The sequence below is a fragment of the gamma proteobacterium symbiont of Axiagastus rosmarus genome, from assembly GCF_059730925.1.
The window spans coordinates 348147-368035 of the sequence record NZ_AP035925.1; the positions used below are offsets into that span (position 1 = coordinate 348147).

The 19889-nt window shown below is 55.9% G+C and carries 25 protein-coding genes; 23 read left to right on the top strand and 2 right to left on the bottom strand.

The window, feature by feature from the left end:
• Window positions 1–10: 10 nt before the first annotated feature.
• From tauB to tauD, 3 genes are read left to right on the top strand one after another with little or no spacing between them, the layout of a single operon-like run.
• Window positions 11–778, top strand: a complete 768-nt coding sequence (tauB, locus tag AC6I8F_RS01540; protein WP_021507447.1) for a taurine ABC transporter ATP-binding subunit — start codon at window positions 11–13, stop codon at window positions 776–778.
• Complete coding sequence (gene tauC, locus AC6I8F_RS01545; protein WP_498028421.1) at window positions 775–1605, top strand: taurine ABC transporter permease TauC; 831 nt, start codon at window positions 775–777, stop codon at window positions 1603–1605. Before tauB ends, tauC begins: the two co-directional genes overlap by 4 nt.
• The gene (tauD, locus tag AC6I8F_RS01550; RefSeq protein ID WP_021507449.1) at window positions 1602–2441 is read left to right on the top strand and encodes a taurine dioxygenase; all 840 of its coding nucleotides are present in this window, start codon (window positions 1602–1604) and stop codon (window positions 2439–2441) included. Before tauC ends, tauD begins: the two co-directional genes overlap by 4 nt.
• 212 nt (window positions 2442–2653) lie before the next feature.
• Here the strand turns inward: tauD and AC6I8F_RS01555 are convergent, their stop codons facing one another.
• The gene (locus AC6I8F_RS01555) at window positions 2654–4558 is read right to left on the bottom strand and encodes an ABC transporter ATP-binding protein (protein ID WP_021507450.1); all 1905 of its coding nucleotides are present in this window, start codon (window positions 4556–4558) and stop codon (window positions 2654–2656) included.
• A gap of 114 nt (window positions 4559–4672) precedes the next feature.
• Between AC6I8F_RS01555 and kefG the strand changes: the two genes are divergently transcribed.
• The 4 genes from kefG (at window position 4673) to slyD (ending at window position 8024) form a co-directional block, all read left to right on the top strand.
• Window positions 4673–5224 carry a glutathione-regulated potassium-efflux system ancillary protein KefG gene (gene kefG, locus AC6I8F_RS01560; RefSeq protein WP_021507451.1) on the top strand — a complete coding sequence of 184 codons (552 nt, stop codon included), beginning with the start codon at window positions 4673–4675 and terminating at the stop codon, window positions 5222–5224.
• Entirely contained in the window at window positions 5224–7026 is a 1803-nt protein-coding gene (gene kefB, locus AC6I8F_RS01565; protein ID WP_021507452.1) for a glutathione-regulated potassium-efflux system protein KefB, read from the top strand. Before kefG ends, kefB begins: the two co-directional genes overlap by 1 nt.
• A gap of 44 nt (window positions 7027–7070) precedes the next feature.
• Window positions 7071–7265 (top strand): YheV family putative zinc ribbon protein, encoded by a 195-nt coding sequence (locus AC6I8F_RS01570; protein WP_498028422.1) that lies wholly within the window; start codon window positions 7071–7073, stop codon window positions 7263–7265.
• Window positions 7266–7460: 195 nt separating this feature from the next.
• Entirely contained in the window at window positions 7461–8024 is a 564-nt protein-coding gene (slyD, locus tag AC6I8F_RS01575; protein WP_021507454.1) for a peptidylprolyl isomerase, read from the top strand.
• A gap of 55 nt (window positions 8025–8079) precedes the next feature.
• On the opposite strand, the gene AC6I8F_RS01580 is transcribed toward slyD, so the two are convergent.
• Window positions 8080–8298 carry a SlyX family protein gene (locus AC6I8F_RS01580; RefSeq protein ID WP_010616434.1) on the bottom strand — a complete coding sequence of 73 codons (219 nt, stop codon included), beginning with the start codon at window positions 8296–8298 and terminating at the stop codon, window positions 8080–8082.
• Window positions 8299–8578: 280 nt separating this feature from the next.
• Between AC6I8F_RS01580 and fkpA the strand changes: the two genes are divergently transcribed.
• From fkpA to rplB, 16 genes are all read left to right on the top strand, one after another.
• The gene (gene fkpA, locus AC6I8F_RS01585; RefSeq protein ID WP_021507456.1) at window positions 8579–9409 is read left to right on the top strand and encodes an FKBP-type peptidyl-prolyl cis-trans isomerase; all 831 of its coding nucleotides are present in this window, start codon (window positions 8579–8581) and stop codon (window positions 9407–9409) included.
• 186 nt (window positions 9410–9595) lie between these two features.
• Window positions 9596–10318 carry a helix-turn-helix transcriptional regulator gene (locus tag AC6I8F_RS01590; RefSeq protein WP_021507457.1) on the top strand — a complete coding sequence of 241 codons (723 nt, stop codon included), beginning with the start codon at window positions 9596–9598 and terminating at the stop codon, window positions 10316–10318.
• Entirely contained in the window at window positions 10318–10704 is a 387-nt protein-coding gene (tusD, locus tag AC6I8F_RS01595; protein WP_021507458.1) for a sulfurtransferase complex subunit TusD, read from the top strand. Before AC6I8F_RS01590 ends, tusD begins: the two co-directional genes overlap by 1 nt.
• Complete coding sequence (tusC, locus tag AC6I8F_RS01600; protein WP_021507459.1) at window positions 10704–11063, top strand: sulfurtransferase complex subunit TusC; 360 nt, start codon at window positions 10704–10706, stop codon at window positions 11061–11063. Before tusD ends, tusC begins: the two co-directional genes overlap by 1 nt.
• A gap of 9 nt (window positions 11064–11072) precedes the next feature.
• Window positions 11073–11360 carry a sulfurtransferase complex subunit TusB gene (gene tusB, locus AC6I8F_RS01605; RefSeq protein WP_021507460.1) on the top strand — a complete coding sequence of 96 codons (288 nt, stop codon included), beginning with the start codon at window positions 11073–11075 and terminating at the stop codon, window positions 11358–11360.
• A gap of 124 nt (window positions 11361–11484) precedes the next feature.
• On the top strand, window positions 11485–11859 hold the full coding sequence (gene rpsL / locus AC6I8F_RS01610) for a 30S ribosomal protein S12 (protein WP_010616440.1): 375 nt from the start codon (window positions 11485–11487) through the stop codon (window positions 11857–11859).
• 96 nt (window positions 11860–11955) lie between these two features.
• The gene (rpsG, locus tag AC6I8F_RS01615; RefSeq protein ID WP_007886246.1) at window positions 11956–12426 is read left to right on the top strand and encodes a 30S ribosomal protein S7; all 471 of its coding nucleotides are present in this window, start codon (window positions 11956–11958) and stop codon (window positions 12424–12426) included.
• Between the two features lie 93 nt (window positions 12427–12519).
• The gene (gene fusA, locus AC6I8F_RS01620) at window positions 12520–14634 is read left to right on the top strand and encodes an elongation factor G (protein WP_021507461.1); all 2115 of its coding nucleotides are present in this window, start codon (window positions 12520–12522) and stop codon (window positions 14632–14634) included.
• A gap of 69 nt (window positions 14635–14703) precedes the next feature.
• The gene (tuf, locus tag AC6I8F_RS01625; RefSeq protein ID WP_058770981.1) at window positions 14704–15888 is read left to right on the top strand and encodes an elongation factor Tu; all 1185 of its coding nucleotides are present in this window, start codon (window positions 14704–14706) and stop codon (window positions 15886–15888) included.
• 177 nt (window positions 15889–16065) lie between these two features.
• Window positions 16066–16260, top strand: a complete 195-nt coding sequence (gene bfd / locus AC6I8F_RS01630; protein WP_021508212.1) for a bacterioferritin-associated ferredoxin — start codon at window positions 16066–16068, stop codon at window positions 16258–16260.
• A gap of 103 nt (window positions 16261–16363) precedes the next feature.
• Window positions 16364–16846 (top strand): bacterioferritin, encoded by a 483-nt coding sequence (gene bfr, locus AC6I8F_RS01635; RefSeq protein ID WP_021508213.1) that lies wholly within the window; start codon window positions 16364–16366, stop codon window positions 16844–16846.
• Window positions 16847–17152: 306 nt separating this feature from the next.
• Window positions 17153–17464 (top strand): 30S ribosomal protein S10, encoded by a 312-nt coding sequence (gene rpsJ / locus AC6I8F_RS01640; RefSeq protein ID WP_006120582.1) that lies wholly within the window; start codon window positions 17153–17155, stop codon window positions 17462–17464.
• 32 nt (window positions 17465–17496) lie between these two features.
• Entirely contained in the window at window positions 17497–18123 is a 627-nt protein-coding gene (gene rplC, locus AC6I8F_RS01645) for a 50S ribosomal protein L3 (RefSeq protein ID WP_021508214.1), read from the top strand.
• Window positions 18124–18133: 10 nt separating this feature from the next.
• Window positions 18134–18739, top strand: a complete 606-nt coding sequence (gene rplD, locus AC6I8F_RS01650) for a 50S ribosomal protein L4 (protein WP_021508215.1) — start codon at window positions 18134–18136, stop codon at window positions 18737–18739.
• Window positions 18736–19038 carry a 50S ribosomal protein L23 gene (rplW, locus tag AC6I8F_RS01655; protein ID WP_010618574.1) on the top strand — a complete coding sequence of 101 codons (303 nt, stop codon included), beginning with the start codon at window positions 18736–18738 and terminating at the stop codon, window positions 19036–19038. The genes rplD and rplW overlap by 4 nt, the downstream gene beginning before the upstream one ends.
• A 17-nt stretch (window positions 19039–19055) precedes the next feature.
• Window positions 19056–19877, top strand: a complete 822-nt coding sequence (rplB, locus tag AC6I8F_RS01660; RefSeq protein ID WP_010618573.1) for a 50S ribosomal protein L2 — start codon at window positions 19056–19058, stop codon at window positions 19875–19877.
• Window positions 19878–19889: the final 12 nt, after the last annotated feature.

A 19889-nucleotide genomic window follows, 5' to 3' on the forward strand; every position in this document is an offset into this window, starting at 1 on the left:
CGGAGGCCTTATGCTCAGCATCACCCATCTCAACGCACGTTACGCCGGGCAACCGGCGCTGCAGGATATCAATCTGCAGCTGGCCAGCCGCGAATTGCTGGTGGTGCTGGGGCCATCCGGCTGTGGCAAAACCACGCTGCTGAACTTGATCGCCGGCTTTCTGCCGCTGGAGTCCGGCAGTATCACGCTGGATGGCAAGCCGGTACGCGGACCGGGCGCAGAGCGCGGCGTGGTCTTTCAGAACGAAGGGCTACTGCCGTGGCGTAATGTCATCGATAACGTGGCGTTTGGCCTGCAGCTGGCGGGCATGGCAAAAGCTGAACGGCACGCGATCGCCCGCCGTCTGATCCGTAAGGTCGGGCTCGAGGGCGCAGAAAAGCGTTTTATCTGGCAGCTCTCTGGGGGGCAGCGTCAGCGCGTGGGGATTGCCCGTGCGCTGGCCGCTGATCCGCAGCTGCTGCTGTTAGATGAGCCGTTCGGTGCGCTGGATGCCTTCACGCGCGAGCAAATGCAGACGCTGCTGCTGACGTTGTGGCGCGATACCGGCAAGCAGATTCTGCTGATCACCCATGACATCGAAGAAGCCGTCTTTCTCGCCAGCGAACTGGTGCTGCTGTCGCCGGGTCCGGGTCGCGTAGTGGAACGCCTGAAGCTCGATTTTGGCCAGCGCTTCGCCGCAGGCGAGCCGTGCCGCAGCATCAAATCCGATCCGGCATTTATCGAACGACGTGAGTATGTCCTGAACCAGGTGTTCGCGCAGCGGGAGGCGTTTGTATGAGTGCCGTTATTGATGACAAGCGCCGGACGTCCCGCGTTCGTCGCCTGCGCTGGCCGTTTTCCCGCCAGCTGTCGCTGAGCCTGCTGAGCGTGGCCGTGCTGCTGCTGCTGTGGTGGGGCGTGACCGCGCTGGGGCTGATTGCGCCCTTGTTTCTGCCGCCGCCGCAGCAGGTGCTGCATAAGCTGCTGGTTATTGCCGGTCCGCAGGGCTTTATGGATGCCACGCTATGGCAGCACCTTGGTGCCAGCCTGACGCGCATGCTGGTGGCGTTGTTCTTTGCCGCGCTGATCGGCATTCCGGTGGGCATTGCCATGGGGCTTAGTCCGGCGGTGCGCGGGCTGCTCGATCCGCTGATTGAACTCTATCGACCGGTGCCGCCGCTGGCCTATTTGCCGCTGATGGTGATTTGGTTTGGCATTGGCGAAACCTCAAAGATTTTACTGATTTATCTGGCAATTTTCGCGCCGGTGACTTTATCCACCCTGGCCGGCGTGAAGAATACGCAGCAGGTGCGGATCCGTGCCGCTCAGGCGCTGGGGGCGACGCGCGTGCAGCTGCTGCGTTTTGTCATTCTGCCCGGAGCGTTGCCGGAGATTCTCACCGGTCTGCGCATCGGTCTTGGCGTGGGCTGGTCCACGCTGGTGGCGGCCGAACTGATTGCCGCGACGCGCGGACTGGGCTTTATGGTGCAGTCGGCTGGGGAGTTTCTCGCCACCGATGTGGTGCTGGCGGGCATCGCGGTGATCGCCCTGATTGCCTTTAGTTTAGAACTGGGTTTACGTGCGCTACAGCGCCGACTGACGCCCTGGAATGGAGAACAGCAATGAACGAACGAGTGAATTTTACCGCGCTGGGTCCGTATATCGGGGCGCAGGTCAGCGATGTTGATCTCAGCCGTCCGCTGAGTGACGCGCAGTTTGAGCAGCTTTACCACGGTCTGCTGCGTCATCAGGTGCTGTTTCTGCGCGATCAGCGCATTACGCCGGAGCAGCAGCGCGCGCTGGCGATCCGCTTCGGCGATCTGCACATTCATCCGGTTTATCCGCATGCCGAAGGCGTGGAAGAGATTATCGTGCTGGATACGCATCAGGATAATCCGCCGGACAACGATAACTGGCATACCGACGTCACCTTTATTCAGACGCCGCCGGCGATCGCTATTCTGGCCTCAAAGCTGCTGCCGGAGAGCGGCGGCGATACGCTGTGGACCAGCGGGATTGCCGCTTACGAGGCGCTGTCAGAGCCGTTCAAACAGCTGCTGAGTGGCCTGCAGGCGGAGCACGACTTTAAGAAATCGTTCCAGGAGTATAAGTACCGTAAGACGGAAGAGGAGCATCAGCGCTGGCAGCAGGCCGTGGCGAAGCATCCGCCGGTGCAGCATCCGGTGATCCGCACCCATCCGGTGAGCGGACGCAAGGCGCTGTTTGTTAATGAAGGTTTTACCACCAGGCTGCTGGGCGTAAGCGAGAAGGAGAGCGAGGCGCTGCTGGGCTATCTGTTTGCGCACGCCACCAAACCGGAGTTTCAGGTGCGCTGGCGCTGGCAGCCGAACGATGTGGCAATCTGGGATAACCGCGTGACGCAGCATTATGCCAACGCGGATTATTATCCGGCGCGGCGCGTGATGCATCGCGCGACGGTGTTAGGGGATGTGCCGGTGTGATTTCGGAGCGTTGATTGCCCTCACCCCAACCCTCTCCCGCCAGCGGGAGAGGGGGCCGACGGTGCGTAGCAGGTAAGGCGGATTAAGGTTTGTTCCCTCTCCTGTGGGAGGAGGCTGTTCCAGCGCGGGAGTAAGGTTTATTCCCTCTCCCTATGGGAGAGGGTCAGAGTGAGGGCATCATCGCGCACCCTCTATGACCTCATCGCGCACCTTTACCCCGCGAGCATCTGCTCCAGCTGCTCCTGCGCCTCCAGCCACGCCATTTCGACCTCTTCCAGCGCCGATTTGCTCTCCGCCTGGCGCTGCAGGGCGGCGGTTAAATCGGCCTTACGGTTTTGCTCGTAAATGGCGCTGTCGGCCAGCTGTGCTTCGGCTTCGCTGAGCTGCGTCTGCCATTTGGCCATCTGCTTCTCCAGCTTTTCGATCTCTTTGCGCAGCGGCTGCGTCTGCGCGCGCAGCTCGGCGTCGCGGCGCTTCTGATCTTTGCGGGACTGCGCGCTGTTGGCGTTGTCCTGCTTTGGCGCGGCATCCTGCTGCGTTTCCTGCTTCTGCAGGTCGCTAAGCCACTGCTGATAATCATCCAGATCGCCCTCGAATACATCCACTTTGCGGTCGTGCACCAGGTAAAGATCGTCGGTGGTTGAACGCAGAAGATGACGATCGTGCGACACCACCACCAGTGCGCCTTCAAAGTCGATCAGCGCTTCGGTCAGCGCCTGGCGCATATCCAAATCGAGGTGGTTGGTCGGTTCGTCGAGCAGCAGCAGATTCGGCCGCTGCCAGACGATCAGCGCCAGCACCAGCCGCGCTTTCTCGCCGCCGGAGAAACGCTCGGTGGCTTCGCTGACTTTATCGCCCTGAAAACCAAAGCCGCCCAGGTAGTCACGCAGCTGCTGCTCCAGCGTTTTCGGGGCGATGCGCGCCAGATGCTGCAGCGGCGACTCATCGGCGCGCAGATACTCGAGCTGATGCTGCGCGAAGTAACCCAGCTTGATCCCTTTCGCCAGACCCACCTTGCCCGCCAGCGGCTCCAGCTCGCCCGCCAGCAGTTTGATCAGCGTGGATTTACCGGCGCCGTTACGCCCCAGCAGGCCGATGCGCGAACCCGGCACCAGGTTGAGTTTGATGGCATCCAGAATCACCCGCTCACCGTACCCCGCCGAAACCTGCTCCATTTTCAGGATTGGGTTAGGCAGACTCTCTGGCGCGCGGAAGCTGAAGCTGAACGGGTTATCGACGTGCGCCGGGGCAATCAGCTCCATGCGCTCCAGCATCTTGATGCGGCTCTGCGCCTGTTTGGCTTTAGTGGCCTGCGCGCGGAAGCGATCGATGTACTTTTGCAGGTGCGTTACTTTTTCCTGCTGGCTCTGGTACAGCGCCTGCTGCTGCGCCAGTTTGGCTACGCGCTGACGCTCGAACGAGCTGTAGTTGCCGGTGTATTCGAACATCGTCTGCTGTTCGATATGGATGATTTTGTCCACCACCGGGTCGAGGAAGTCGCGGTCGTGCGAGATCAGGATCAGCGTGCCGGTATAGCTCTTCAGCCAGCGCTCCAGCCAGATCACCGCGTCGAGATCGAGGTGGTTGGTCGGTTCATCGAGCAGCAGCAGGTCGGAACGGCATACCAGCGCCTGAGCAAGGTTGAGACGCATACGCCAGCCGCCGGAGAAATCGCTCACCGGCCGCATTAATTGTTCCTGGCTGAAGCCCAATCCGTGCAGCAGACTGGCGGCGCGTGCGTGTATGCTCCACGCCTGAATAGCATCCAGCTTGCCGTGCAGCAGCGCAATGGCGTTGCCATCGTCGCGCGCATTGGCTGCCGCTAATTCGGATTCGAGCTGACGATATTCGCGGTCGCCGTCGATAACATATTCCAGCGCGGCTTTACTCAGCGCCGGGGTTTCCTGATTCACCCACGCCAGCGCCCAGTTGCCGGGAAAGGTGACGTTGCCGGCATCGCTGCTGATTTCACCCTTCAGCAGTGACAGCAGCGTGGATTTACCGCAGCCGTTTTTACCCACCAGGCCGACTTTTTGCCCCGGGTTAATGGTGGCCGTTGCGTTATCCAGCAGCACATTAGTGCCGCGACGGATTTGTAATGCGGAAAAGACAATCATAAGCGCCGTATCGTCAGAATATGTTAATTTATCGGCAACATAATTCGATAATGTTTGTTGCGTCGAGCATGGTAGCGGAATTCCGCCGCGGTGACGACGCTTTGGAGGGGAACGATGTCGCAGCCGCCCAAAATATTGCTGCTTTACGCCCATCCGGAATCACAGGATTCGATTGCTAATCGGGTTTTGCTGCAGTCGGCTATGGAACTGGACCACGTCACGGTGCACGATTTATACGCCCACTATCCGGATTTCTTTATTGATATTCATTACGAGCAGCAACTGCTGCGCGACCATCAAATCGTGGTGTTTCAGCATCCACTTTATACCTATAGCTGTCCGGCACTGCTGAAAGAGTGGCTGGATCGCGTGCTGTCGCGCGGCTTTGCCAGCGGCCAGGACGGTAATGCGCTGGAAGGTAAATACTGGCGCAGCGTGGTGACCACCGGTGAGCCGGAGACGGCGTATCACCACAGCGGCCTCAATCGCTACCCGATGAGCGACATTATGCGACCGTTTGAGCTGACGGCGCAGATGTGTCGCATGCACTGGCTGACGCCGATGGTGATTTACTGGGCGCGTCGACAGACACCCGAGGTGCTGCGCAATTTTGCGCGCGCCTATGGCGACTGGCTGGCGTCACCGCTGCCGAACGGAGGAGTGTGATGCAAGGCGAAACGTTACTCACTGCCGGCGTGATTTATCTGGTGGCGGCGGTGCTGGTGGTGCCGATTGCCGCCCGGCTCGGCATTGGTGCGGTGCTGGGCTATCTGCTGGCCGGTATCGCCATCGGCCCGTGGGGGCTGGGCTTCATCAGCGATGTGGACGAGATTCTGCACTTCTCGGAGCTTGGCGTGGTGTTCCTGATGTTCATCATCGGACTGGAGCTGAACCCGGCCAAGCTGTGGGCGCTGCGGCGCTCTATTTTTGGCGTCGGTGCCGCGCAGGTGCTGGTTTCGGCAGCGATCCTCGGCGTGCTGCTGTGGCTGACCGACTTCAGCTGGCAGGCCGCGGTGATTGGCGGTATTGGCCTGGCGATGTCCTCGACCGCCATGGCGCTGCAGCTGATGCGCGACAAAGGCATGAACCGCAGCGAAGCGGGCCAGCTGGGCTTCTCGGTGCTGCTGTTCCAGGACCTGGCGGTGATTCCGGCGCTGGCGCTGGTGCCGCTGCTGGCTGGCAGCGACAGTGGCCACGTTGACTGGCTCAAGGTGGGCATGAAGGTGCTGGCATTCGCCGGTATGCTGGTGGGCGGCCGCTATTTGCTGCGGCCGATTTTCCGTTTCATTGCCGCGTCCGGCGTGCGGGAAGTGTTTACCGCCGCCTCGCTGCTGCTGGTGCTCGGTTCCGCGCTGTTTATGGATGCGCTGGGCCTGTCGATGGCGCTGGGGACGTTTATCGCCGGTATTCTGCTGGCAGAGAGTGAGTATCGCCACGAACTTGAAGTCGCCATTGAACCGTTTAAAGGGCTGCTGCTCGGGCTGTTCTTTATTTCGGTGGGCATGGCGCTCAACCTCGGCGTGCTTTATACCCACATCCTCGAAATTCTGATCGGCGTGGTGCTGCTGGTGGCGGTGAAAACGCTGGTGCTCTACGTGCTGGCGCGCATTTATGGTCTGCGCAGTTCGGAGCGTCTGCAGTTTGCCGGCGTGCTGAGTCAGGGCGGTGAATTCGCCTTCGTGCTGTTTTCGGCGGCGTCGTCGGCAAAACTGTTCAGTGGCGATCAGCTGCCGCTGCTGCTGGTCACGGTGACGCTGTCGATGATGACCACGCCGCTGCTGATGCAGGGCGTGGATAAGATTCTGGCGCGCCGCTTCAACGAACCGGAAGAGGACGGCGAAAAGCCGTTTGTCGAGGACGATCAGCCACAGGTGATTGTGGTGGGCTTTGGCCGTTTTGGTCAGGTGGTCGGGCGTTTGCTGATGGCCAACAACAAGCGCATCACCGTGCTGGAGCGCGATATCTCGGCGGTCAGCCTGATGCGCAAATATGGCTACAAGGTTTACTATGGCGATGCCACTGAGCTCGAGCTGCTGCGTGCCGCCGGGGCGGAGAATGCGCAGTCGATCGTCATCACCTGTAACGATCCGGAAGATTCGATGACCATCGTGCACTTGTGCCAGCAGCACTTCCCGCAACTGGAGATCCTGGCGCGGGCGCGCGGTCGTGTCGAGGCGCATGAGCTGCTGCAGGCGGGCGTCACGCTGTTCTCGCGTGAAACCTTCTCCAGTGCGCTGGAGTTAGGCCGCAAAGCGCTGATATCGCTGGGCATGCATCCGCATCAGGCGCAGCGCGCGCAGCAGCACTTCCGCCGGCTGGATATGCGCATGCTGCGTGAACTGGTGCCGAGCCACGACGACAGCGTGCAGGTTTCACGCGTGCGTGAGGCGCGACGCGAGCTGGAGGACATTTTCCAGCGTGAAATGCAGCATGAAAAACGGCAGTTTGACGGCTGGGATGATGAGTAAGGCTACACTTAACGTATCCGTTCTGATAACGGGCAGGAAAGACTATGCGTAAACGTTTTATTGCCGGTGCGGTCTGTCCGCACTGTCAGGAGAAAGACACGCTGGCGATGTGGCGTGAAAACAATGTCGATGTGGTGGAGTGCATGAAGTGCGGCCACCAGATGCGTGAGGCGGACAAGCAGGCGCGCGATCAGGTTCGCAGCACTGAGCAAGTGATTGGCATTTTTCATCCGGAGTAGCGCGATGGCGCAGCTTTTTTTAAGCTTAGCCTTACAGCGGTATTGAATTCCGCTACAATCGGCGCCATTAACGCTGAGCAGTATGGTCCAACAGCACTGTTGGCATCCTCAGTACTGAACCTTTCTGGTTGGTTATTGCACGCGAGAATAGACCAATGAGACGGGATTCTTTGTTCTCAACGGTTAGGAGATATCATGAAAGTAGCAAAAGACCTGGTGGTGAGCCTGGCGTATCAGGTTCGTACCGAAGACGGTGTGTTGGTTGACGAGTCACCGGTGAGTGCGCCGTTGGATTATCTGCACGGTCATGGTTCCCTGATTTCTGGTCTGGAAAAAGCGCTGGAAAATCACGCGGTCGGCGACAAGTTTGACGTGCATATCCCGGCAAACGACGCGTACGGCCAGTACGATGACAACCTGGTGCAGCGTGTACCGAAAGACGTGTTCATGGGCGTTGACGAGCTGCAGGTTGGCATGCGCTTCCTGGCAGAAACCGACCAGGGCCCGGTGCCGGTCGAGATCACCGAAGTGGAAGATGAGCACGTGGTGGTTGACGGTAACCACATGCTGGCGGGTCAGAACCTGAACTTCAATGTGGAAGTGGTTGCTATCCGTGAAGCCACGGAAGAAGAGATCGCTCACGGCCACGTTCATGGCGCTGACGGCCATCATCACGATCATGACCACGACCATGGTCACGATCATGAGCACGGTCACGGCGGCTGCGGCGGCCACGGTGGTTGCGGCTGCAACCACTAAGCGTAAAAAGGCCACCTGCGGGTGGCCTTTTTATTGGGCAGCAAAGCACGCGATATTAATAGTGCGGCGGCGGGGTCTCTTCCGCTTGCGAAGCGACCATGGACGGGGCGGCGGCCTTCACTTTATCCACCAGCAGACGCACCTGCTCACGCAGTTTACTCATTTCCAGCTCGTGCTGAACCACCGTCTGATTGAGCTGCTCAATGGTATGTTCCTGGAAAGCCAGCTTGCTCTCCAGCGCCTCAAGGCGTTGATCCCATTCTGGTTGTTGCATCATCACTCCTCCTGTCACGGTGCTGCGCGTTGATTTTGTCGGGCGTGATTCTACGGTCTTTCGTGTCAGAATCACCTGATATTTCACCTTCGGTCTGGCGTATGCATTGAATTCCCGCGTTGCGCCTATATCTCTGATGAAACTTCCTGAAGCAAAAAAGGTCGGAGGTTGACCGGGTAATTACACTGTGGGAGTGTTCGCCACTGCCACGTAAAGTTATAGTGTGGGCCACTGTCCGCAATGATTCCCGAGGTTTTGAAGCTTCGGTTTTGGAGAAAGGATGAAATCACTGTTTAAAGTCACATTGTTAGCTACCACCATGGCCGTCGCGCTGAATGCACCGCTGGCAATGGCAGCAGAAACCACTGCGGCACCGGCTGACGCAGCGCAGGCTGCGCCACAGGCGCCGAAAAATGCTGCCTTCAAAAACGAAGACCAGCAGTCAGCCTATGCGCTGGGTGCTTCCCTGGGTCGCTACATGGACAACTCTCTGAAGGAGCAGGAGAAACTGGGTATCAAACTGGACAAAGACCAGCTGATTGCCGGTGTTCAGGATGCGTTTGGCGGCAAGAGCAAGCTGTCTGACGAAGAGATTGAGCAGACGCTGCAGGCGTTTGAAGGCCGCGTGAAAGGGGCCGCTCAGGCGAAGATGGAAAAAGACGCGAAAGAGAATGCCGACAAAGGCACCGCTTACGCGGACAAGTTCGCCAAAGAGAAGGGCGTGAAGAAAACCGAATCTGGCCTGCTGTATCAGGTAGAGAAAGAGGGCAGCGGTGAGACCCCGAAAGACAGCGATACCGTAGTGGTTAACTACAAAGGTACGCTGATTGACGGCACCGAGTTCGACAACTCTTACACGCGCGGCGAGCCGCTGTCGTTCCGTCTGGACGGCGTAATCCCGGGCTGGACCGAAGGTCTGAAGCACGTGAAGAAAGGCGGTAAGATCAAGCTGGTGATCCCACCGAACCTGGCTTACGGCAAAAACGGCGTGCCGGGTATTCCGGCCAACTCAACGCTGGTGTTCGATGTTGAACTGCTCGACATCAAGCCGGCGCCGAAAGCCGATGAGAAAGCGCAGGCTCCGGCCGCTGCTGACAAGAAAGCGCAGTAAGCTGACTTGCACCGCCGCCTTCGGGCGGCGGTTTTGTTTTCGCTCATCCTGAATTTGCGGCGCGATGAGTAAAGCTCTGGCTAAAAACGGCGACATTTGCCAGACTAGCGCCTGCACAATGATCATAAGATGAGTCTGCCCCAATGCTGTCGAGACAGGCTCCAGCCATTTAGGGTAATGTCTTCGATGTCTAATCCATTCAATCCCGGCGAACTGACTGACTTCGATTTACTGGAGCAGCGTCCGTTCGAACAAGCAGACTACGATATTCTTAAATCCTACGAAGCGGTGGTCGACGGTCTGGCGATGCTGATTGGCTCGCACTGCGAAATCGTGCTGCACTCTCTGGAAGATCTTAAATGCTCCGCCGTGCGTATCGCCAACGGCGAACATACCGGCCGCAAAGTGGGTTCCCCGATTACCGATCTGGCGCTGCGCATGCTGCATGATATGCACGGCGCGGAGAGCAATGTGTCGCGCGCCTACTTCACGCGGGCCAAAAGTGGTGTACTGATGAAGTCGGTAACCATTGCGATTCGTAACCGGCAGCAGCGGGTGATTGGCCTGCTGTGCATCAATATGAACCTGGACGTACCGTTTTCGCAGATTATGTCGACTTTCATGCCGCCGGAAACGCAGCAGGTGGATTCCAACGTCAACTTTGCCAGCTCGGTAGAGGATCTGGTCACCCAGACGCTGGAGTTCACTATTGAAGAGGTGAGCGCCGACCGCAACGTGTCGAATAACGCCAAGAATCGCCAGATCGTCCTCAATCTGTACGAGAAGGGCATTTTCGATATTAAGGACGCCATTAACCAGGTGGCCGATCGCCTCAATATTTCTAAGCACACCGTGTATCTGTATATCCGCCAGTTTAAGAGTGGCGATCTGCAGGGGCAGGATCGCTAATGCGCTACACGCTGCTGGTGACCGGACCGGCTTACGGCACACAGCACGCCAGTAGCGCGCTGCTGTTTGCCCGTGCGCTGCTGGCACAGGGACATCAGCTGGAAAGCGTGTTCTTTTACCGCGAAGGCGTGCTGAATGCTAACCAGCTCAGCGCGCCGGCCAGCGATGAAGTGGACATGGTGCGCGCCTGGCAGCAGCTGCGCGACGACAGTGGCGCGGCGCTGAATATCTGTGTGGCAGCCGCGTTACGGCGCGGCGTGACCGATGCGCAGGAGGCGGCGCGCCTGCAGCTGGCGGGCAGCAATCTGCAGCCCGGATTTACCCTTAGCGGCCTGGGCGCGCTGGCGGAAGCCGCGCTGAGCTGCGATCGCCTGGTGCAGTTCTGATGAACCGCGTGGCGTTTCTGTTTACGCAGGCTCCGCACGGCAGCAGTGCTGGCCGGGAAGGGCTGGATGCCGTGCTGGCGACCGGCGCGCTGAGCGAGGACATCGGCCTGTTCTTTATTGGCGACGGCGTGCTGCAGCTCAACCGCGATCAGCAGCCGGCGCAGATTCTGGCGCGTGACTATATTGCGACCTTTGGCGTGCTGGCGCTATACGACATCGATCGCTGCTATATCTGTCAGGCGTCTCTGCTGGCACGTGGCCAGAGTCTCACGGCAGCGCGCGTGCTGGATGCGCAGCTGCTGGAACCTGCCGCGCTGCGCCAGACGCTGGCAACTTATGACCGTATCCTCCGTTTCTGAGAACTGACCATGCTCTACACCCTGCTGCACTCTCCCTGGCAATGCGATTTCGATAGCCTGCTGCTGCTGTTGCAGGAGGGCGATGACGTGCTGCTGTTACAGGATGGTGTGACGGCCGCGCTGGCAGGCAGTCAGAAGCTGCAGCAGCTGCTGGCGTCGCCCGCCACGCTGTGGGTATTAGAAGAAGACGTGATGGCGCGCGGGCTGACTGCGCAAATTTCGACCAATGTGTCGCGTCTGAACTATACTGGTTTCGTTACGCTGACGACGAAGCACCCACAACAAGTGGCCTGGTGAAGGGTAAAACCTGGTTATTTCTTGACACCCTATGGGCACAGCCCTAAAATTCTGCCTCCTCGTAGTAATACGAGGCGATTTATTACGTGTTTACGAAGCAAAAGCTAAATCCAGGAGCTATTTAATGGCAACAGTTAACCAGCTGGTTCGCAAACCACGCGTTCGTCAGGTTGCTAAAAGCAACGTGCCGGCGCTGGAAGCTTGCCCGCAAAAACGTGGTGTTTGTACTCGTGTTTACACCACTACCCCGAAAAAACCAAACTCCGCACTGCGTAAAGTCTGCCGTGTGCGTTTGACTAACGGTTTTGAAGTCACCTCCTACATCGGCGGTGAAGGTCATAACCTGCAGGAGCACTCCGTGATCCTGATCCGTGGCGGTCGTGTAAAAGACCTGCCAGGTGTGCGTTACCACACCGTTCGTGGCGCGCTGGACTGCTCAGGTGTTAAAGACCGTAAGCAGGCTCGCTCCAAGTACGGCGTGAAGAAGCCAAAGGCTTAATGGTTCTCCGTTAAGTAAGGCCAAACGTTTTAACTTTAATGTCAAAATAAACTCGTAGAGTTTTGGACAATCCTGAATTAACAACGGAGTATTTCCATGCCACGTCGTCGCGTCATTGGTCAGCGTAAAATTCTGCCGGATCCTAAGTTCGGATCAGAGCTGCTGGCTAAATTTGTAAATATCCTGATGGTAGATGGTAAAAAATCTACTGCTGAATCAATCGTCTATACCGCACTTGATACCCTGGCTCAACGTGCTGGTAAAGATGGTCTGGAAGCTTTCGAAGTTGCACTCGAAAACGTACGTCCGACAGTCGAAGTTAAGTCACGTCGCGTTGGTGGTTCAACCTACCAGGTTCCAGTTGAAGTCCGTCCGGTTCGTCGTAATGCCCTGGCAATGCGTTGGATCGTAGAAGCTGCTCGTAAACGCGGTGATAAATCGATGGCTCTCCGCCTGGCGAACGAACTTTCTGACGCTGCAGAAAACAAAGGTACTGCAGTGAAGAAACGTGAAGACGTTCACCGTATGGCTGAAGCCAACAAGGCGTTCGCACACTACCGCTGGTAATCGCCACGTAGTTGTTGTTAAACCAGCGGGCGCTCATTCAGCCAACCCGCTGGGGTCGACTTACATTGAACGTCCGAGAATCAGAGGAATCAAATGGCTCGTACAACACCCATTGCGCGCTACCGTAACATCGGTATCAGCGCACACATTGACGCCGGTAAAACCACTACCACCGAGCGTATCCTGTTCTACACCGGTGTTAACCACAAAATCGGTGAAGTGCACGATGGCGCTGCAACCATGGACTGGATGGCGCAGGAGCAGGAGCGTGGTATTACCATCACCTCTGCAGCGACCACTGCGTTCTGGTCAGGTATGGCGAAGCAGTTTGAGCCGCACCGCATCAACATCATCGACACCCCGGGACACGTTGACTTCACCATCGAAGTAGAACGTTCTATGCGTGTGCTCGACGGCGCAGTAATGGTTTACTGTGCAGTAGGTGGCGTGCAGCCGCAGTCTGAAACCGTATGGCGTCAGGCAAACAAATATAAAGTTCCACGTATCGCGTTCGTTAACAAAATGGACCGTATGGGTGCGAACTTCCTGAAAGTTGTTGGTCAGATCGAATCACGTCTGGGCGCGACTCCGGTTCCACTGCAGCTGGCTATCGGCGCAGAAGAGAACTTCACCGGTGTTGTTGACCTGATCAAGATGAAAGAGATCAACTGGAACGACGCCGATCAGGGTACTACCTTCGTTTACGAAGATATCCGTGCTGAGTTGCAGGAACTGGCTGAAGAGTGGCGTGGCAAGCTGATTGAAGCAGCTGCTGAAGCTTCTGAAGAGCTGATGGAGAAATTCTTTAGCGGTGAAGAACTGTCTGAAGAAGAGATCAAATCTGCTCTGCGTAAGCGCGTACTGAACAACGAGATCATCCTCGTGACCTGTGGTTCTGCATTTAAGAACAAAGGTGTTCAGGCGATGCTGGATGCAGTCGTTGAATATCTGCCAGCACCAACTGACGTTCCGGCGATCAACGGTATCCTGGACGACGGTAAAGATACCCCGGCTGAGCGTCACGCAACTGACGACGAGCCGTTCTCTGCGCTGGCGTTCAAAATTGCCAACGACCCGTTCGTAGGTAACCTGACCTTCTTCCGCGTTTACTCGGGTGTGGTTAACTCGGGCGATACCGTACTGAACTCCGTGAAATCTGCACGTGAGCGTTTCGGTCGTATCGTTCAGATGCACGCCAACAAACGTGAAGAGATCAGCGAAGTTCGCGCAGGCGACATCGCTGCAGCAATCGGTCTGAAAGACGTGATCACCGGTGATACCCTGTGTGATCCCTCTAACCCGATCATTCTGGAGCGTATGGAATTCCCTGAGCCGGTAATTTCTATCGCCGTTGAGCCGAAAACCAAAGCTGACCAGGAAAAAATGGGTCTGGCTCTGGGTCGTCTGGCGAAAGAAGACCCGTCATTCCGCGTATGGACTGACGAAGAGTCTAACCAGACCATCATCGCTGGTATGGGTGAGCTGCACCTCGACATCATCGTTGACCGCATGAAGCGTGAATTCAACGTTGAAGCGAACGTCGGTAAACCTCAGGTTGCTTACCGCGAAGCGATTCGCTCTAAAGTTACCGATATCGAAGGTAAACACGCCAAGCAGTCTGGTGGTCGTGGTCAGTACGGTCATGTTGTTATCGACATGTACCCACTGGAGCCGGGTTCGAATCCGAAAGGCTACGAATTTGTCAACGATATCAAAGGTGGTGTGATTCCTGGTGAATACATCCCTGCGGTTGATAAAGGTATCCAGGAGCAGCTGAAGTCTGGTCCACTGGCCGGTTACCCGGTAGTTGACCTGGGCGTGCGACTGCACTTCGGTTCTTACCATGACGTTGACTCCTCTGAGCTGGCGTTTAAACTGGCCGCTTCTATCGCCTTCAAAGATGGCTTTAAGAAAGCACAGCCGGTTCTGCTTGAGCCAATCATGAAGGTTGAAGTAGAAACCCCAGAAGAGAACACCGGTGACGTTATCGGTGACCTGAGCCGCCGTCGTGGTATGCTGAAAGGTCAGGAATCTAACGCAACTGGCGTTCAGATTCACGCTGAAGTTCCGCTGTCTGAAATGTTCGGATACGCGACTCAGTTGCGTTCTCTGACTAAAGGCCGTGCTTCTTACTCCATGGAGTTCCTGAAGTACGATGATGCGCCGAACAACGTCGCTCAGGCCGTTATTGAAGCTCGTAGCAAATAAGGCTACGGTTTAAAAATTGTGAACTGATGCCTTCATCACTGATGAAGGCATAACGTAAGGATTATCGCCATGGCGAAAGAGCAATTTCAACGTAACAAACTGCACGTAAACGTGGGCACCATCGGTCACGTTGACCACGGTAAAACCACTCTGACTGCAGCCATCACCACCGTTCTGGCTAAAACCTACGGCGGTCAGGCGCGTGCATTCGATCAGATCGATAACGCGCCAGAAGAGAAGGCTCGTGGTATCACCATCAACACCTCTCACGTTGAATATGAAACCCCGACCCGTCACTACGCACACGTTGACTGCCCAGGCCACGCCGACTATGTGAAAAACATGATCACCGGTGCTGCGCAGATGGACGGCGCGATCCTGGTTGTTGCTGCGACTGATGGCCCAATGCCACAGACCCGTGAGCACATCCTGCTGGGTCGTCAGGTTGGCGTTCCTTACATCATCGTGTTCCTGAACAAGTGCGACATGGTTGATGACGAAGAGCTGCTGGAACTGGTTGAGATGGAAGTGCGTGACCTGCTGTCTCAGTACGACTTCCCTGGCGACGATACCCCAATCGTACGCGGTTCTGCGCTGAAAGCGCTGGAAGGCGACGCTGAGTGGGAAGCGAAAGTCGTTGAGCTGGCTGGTCACCTGGATACTTACATTCCAGATCCAGTACGTGCTATCGATCTGCCGTTCCTGCTGCCAATCGAAGACGTATTCTCAATCTCTGGCCGTGGTACCGTTGTTACCGGTCGTGTTGAGCGCGGCATCGTGAAAGTGGGCGACGAAGTAGAAATCGTTGGTATCAAAGCGACTGCTAAGTCTACCTGTACCGGTGTTGAAATGTTCCGCAAACTGCTGGACCAGGGTCAGGCAGGCGAGAACTGTGGTGTTCTGCTGCGCGGTATCAAGCGTGAAGAGATCCAGCGTGGTCAGGTTCTGGCTAAGCCAGGCACCATCAAGCCACACACCAAGTTCGTATCAGAAGTGTACGTACTGTCTAAAGACGAAGGCGGCCGTCATACTCCGTTCTTCAAAGGCTACCGTCCACAGTTCTACTTCCGTACTACTGATGTGACCGGCAACATCGAACTGCCAGAAGGCGTTGAGATGGTAATGCCAGGCGACAACATCAAAATGACCGTTGAGCTGATCCACCCAATCGCGATGGACCAGGGTCTGCGTTTCGCAATCCGCGAAGGCGGCCGTACCGTTGGCGCGGGCGTTGTTGCTGAAGTTCTCGCTTAATTGCGTTAATAACGGTGGTAACTCCGGTTGCCACCGCAGCATGAAAAAGAGCACTTCGGTGCTCTTTTTTTTTGCTTTGCATTGACCGGCACGCCTAATCCCACACAAAAGCTACGTTGAAATAAAAACCATTCTCATTTACACTTTGATCAGAAATTGTACTGGAGTGGGCTGTAAATGTACGTCTGTCTGTGTAATGCCGTAAGCGACCGAACCCTGCGTGAAGTTGTCCGCCGTTATCAACCCAAATCGATTCAGCAACTGCGCCAGCTGGTGCCTATCGGCAAGCAATGCGGCAAGTGTATTCGCGTGGCGCGCGAGATTATGGATGATGAAATGCAAAACGTGCCTCTTTACAAAGAGATAGCGTAACTACGCATCCGCTTCGCCTGAATAACCCCAAAAACTGTCGCGTTTTTTTGACTTCTTTTTATCCGCATCTACGCTCTATTTATCTGCAAGCGGAGGAAGCACAATGAAGGGCGACGGCAAAATCATTACTCACCTCAATAAATTGCTGGGAAATGAACTGGTTGCAATCAACCAGTACTTTCTACATGCGCGCATGTTCAAAAACTGGGGCTTAATACGCCTCAACGATGTTGAATACCATGAATCCATTGATGAAATGAAACATGCGGACAAGTACATCGAACGCATTTTGTTTCTCGAAGGCATTCCTAATCTGCAGGATCTCGGCCGGCTGCGCATTGGTGAAGACGTACCGGAAATGCTGCAGTCGGACCTGACGCTCGAACTGGAAGGGGCGAAAGACTTACGCGAAGCGATTGCGTACGCCGATAAAGTTCATGATTACGTCAGCCGCGACATGATGATCGAGATTCTGGCGGATGAAGAGCACCATATCGACTGGCTGGAAACCGAGCTCGACCTGATTCAGAAATTGGGTCTGCAAAACTATCTGCAGGCCCAGCTGAAAGAAGAGGGCGATAAGTAGCGTTTGCCGTGCCGTTCCACCTGTTGATTGCAGCCCGCCCCGTGCGGGCTTTTTTACTGGCGCGCGCTTTTGCGGTTAAAAACGCAGCATGGGTTGCTTCCTGAACAGATTTGCGTATAATGCGCGGGCCTGCCGATATTGGTGTGGCGCGATTCGAGCAGAATCGCAGGCGATAGCGATTAGTGTATCGCCTGACAATACTCCCGATTGGGGAGTTATATGCTGAACGATTACACTCCCCCATCAATCGTAATGGGTGCGGGTAGTAATTTTTTTCGTTTATAAAATGTTTGGAGCCTTGGTCTCATGTCGAACCAAAGAATCCGTATCCGTCTTAAAGCGTTTGATCATCGCCTGATCGATCAATCAACCGCGGAAATCGTCGAGACTGCCAAGCGCACTGGTGCGCAGGTACGTGGTCCGATCCCGCTGCCGACTCGCAAAGAGCGCTTCACCGTTCTGATCTCTCCGCACGTTAACAAAGATGCGCGTGATCAGTACGAAATCCGCACTCACAAGCGTCTGGTAGACATCGTTGAGCCAACTGAAAAAACCGTTGATGCTCTGATGCGTCTGGATCTGGCTGCCGGTGTTGACGTGCAGATCAGCCTGGGTTAATCAGGTCATCGAGCGATTGAGAGGTTGATACAATGATTGGTTTAGTCGGTAAAAAAGTGGGCATGACGCGCATCTTCACTGAAGAAGGCGTTTCAATCCCAGTAACCGTAATCGAAGTTGAAGCAAACCGCGTTACCCAGGTCAAAGGTCTGGAAAACGATGGTTACCAGGCGATCCAGGTTACCACCGGTGCGAAAAAAGCAAACCGTGTTGGTAAGCCGGAAGCAGGTCATTTTGCTAAAGCTGGCGTTGAAGCTGGCCGTGGTCTGTGGGAATTCCGCACCGAAGGTGAAGAATACTCTGTTGGCCAGAGCATCAGTGTTGAAATTTTCGCTGACGTTAAAAAAGTAGACGTTACCGGTACCTCTAAAGGTAAAGGTTTCGCAGGTACCGTTAAGCGCTGGAACTTCCGTACCCAGGACGCTACACACGGTAACTCCTTGTCTCACCGCGTTCCGGGTTCTATCGGTCAGAACCAGACTCCGGGCAAAGTGTTCAAAGGCAAGAAAATGGCTGGTCAGCTGGGTAATGAGCGCGTAACCGTTCAGAGCCTGGAAGTAGTACGTGTTGACGCTGAGCGCAACCTGCTGCTGGTCAAAGGTGCTGTCCCGGGTGCAACCGGCAGCGACCTGATTGTTAAACCAGCTGTGAAGGCGTAAGGGGATAGCAATGGAATTAGTACTGAAAGACGCGCAGAGCGCGCTGACTGTTTCCGAAACTACCTTCGGTCGTGATTTCAACGAAGCGCTGGTTCACCAGGTTGTTGTTGCTTACGCTGCAGGTGCTCGTCAGGGTACTCGCGCGCAGAAAACTCGTGCTGAAGTAACTGGTTCAGGCAAAAAGCCATGGCGTCAGAAAGGCACCGGCCGTGCGCGTTCAGGTTCTATCAAGAGCCCGATCTGGCGTTCAGGTGGCGTGACCTTCGCTGCGCGTCCACAGGACCACAGTCAAAAAGTTAACAAAAAGATGTACCGCGGCGCGCTGAAAAGCATCCTGTCCGAGCTGGTACGTCAGGACCGTCTGATCGTTGTCGAGTCGTTCTCTGTCGAAGCGCCTAAAACTAAGCTGCTGGTACAGAAACTGAAAGACATGGCGCTGGAAGACGTGCTGATCATCACCGGTGAACTGGATGAGAATCTGTTCCTGGCTGCGCGTAACCTGTACAAGGTTGACGTGCGTGATGCAGCGGGTATCGACCCAGTTAGCCTGATCGCCTTCGACAAAGTCGTTATGACTGCAGAAGCAGTTAAGCAAGTTGAGGAGATGCTGGCATGATCCGTGAAGAACGTCTGCTGAAAGTACTGCGCGCGCCGCACGTATCTGAAAAAGCATCAACCGCGATGGAAAAAACCAATACCATCGTTCTCAAAGTTGCCAAAGACGCGACCAAAGCAGAGATCGTTGCTGCTGTTGAGAAACTGTTCGAAGTAGAAGTGAAAGACGTAAACACCCTGGTTGTTAAGGGTAAAGTTAAGCGTCACGGACAGCGTATCGGTCGTCGTAGCGACTGGAAAAAAGCTTACGTCACCCTGAAAGAAGGCCAGAACCTGGACTTCGTCGGCGGCGCTGAGTAAGTCGGAGGAGAAAGACAATGGCAGTTGTTAAATGTAAACCGACATCTCCGGGTCGTCGTCACGTAGTTAAAGTGGTGAACCCTGAGCTGCACAAAGGCAAGCCTTTTGCCGCGCTGGTTGAAAAAAACAGCAAATCCGGTGGTCGTAACAACAATGGTCGTATCACTACCCGTCATATCGGTGGTGGTCACAAGCAGGCTTACCGTATTGTTGACTTCAAACGCAACAAAGATGGTATCCCGGCAGTTGTTGAGCGTCTTGAGTACGATCCGAACCGTTCTGCGAACATCGCACTGGTTCTGTACAAAGATGGCGAGCGCCGTTACATCCTGGCCCCTAAAGGCCTGAAAGCTGGCGACCAGATTCAGTCTGGCGTTGATGCTGCGATCAAAGCAGGTAACACCCTGCCGATGCGTAACATCCCGGTTGGTTCAACCGTGCATAACGTAGAAATGAAACCAGGTAAAGGCGGTCAGATTGCCCGTTCTGCTGGTGCTTACGTGCAGATTGTTGCGCGTGAAGGTTCCTACGTTACCCTGCGTCTGCGTTCAGGCGAAATGCGTAAAGTCGAAGCTGACTGCCGCGCAACCCTGGGCGAAGTCGGTAACGCTGAGCACATGCTGCGCGTTCTGGGTAAAGCCGGTGCAACCCGTTGGCGTGGTGTTCGTCCTACCGTTCGCGGTACTGCGATGAACCCAGTCGATCACCCGCACGGTGGTGGTGAAGGTCGTAACTTTGGTAAGCACCCGGTTACTCCGTGGGGCGTTCAGACCAAAGGTAAGAAGACCCGTAGCAACAAGCGTACTGATAAATTTATCGTACGTCGCCGTAGCAAATAATTTTAGAGGATA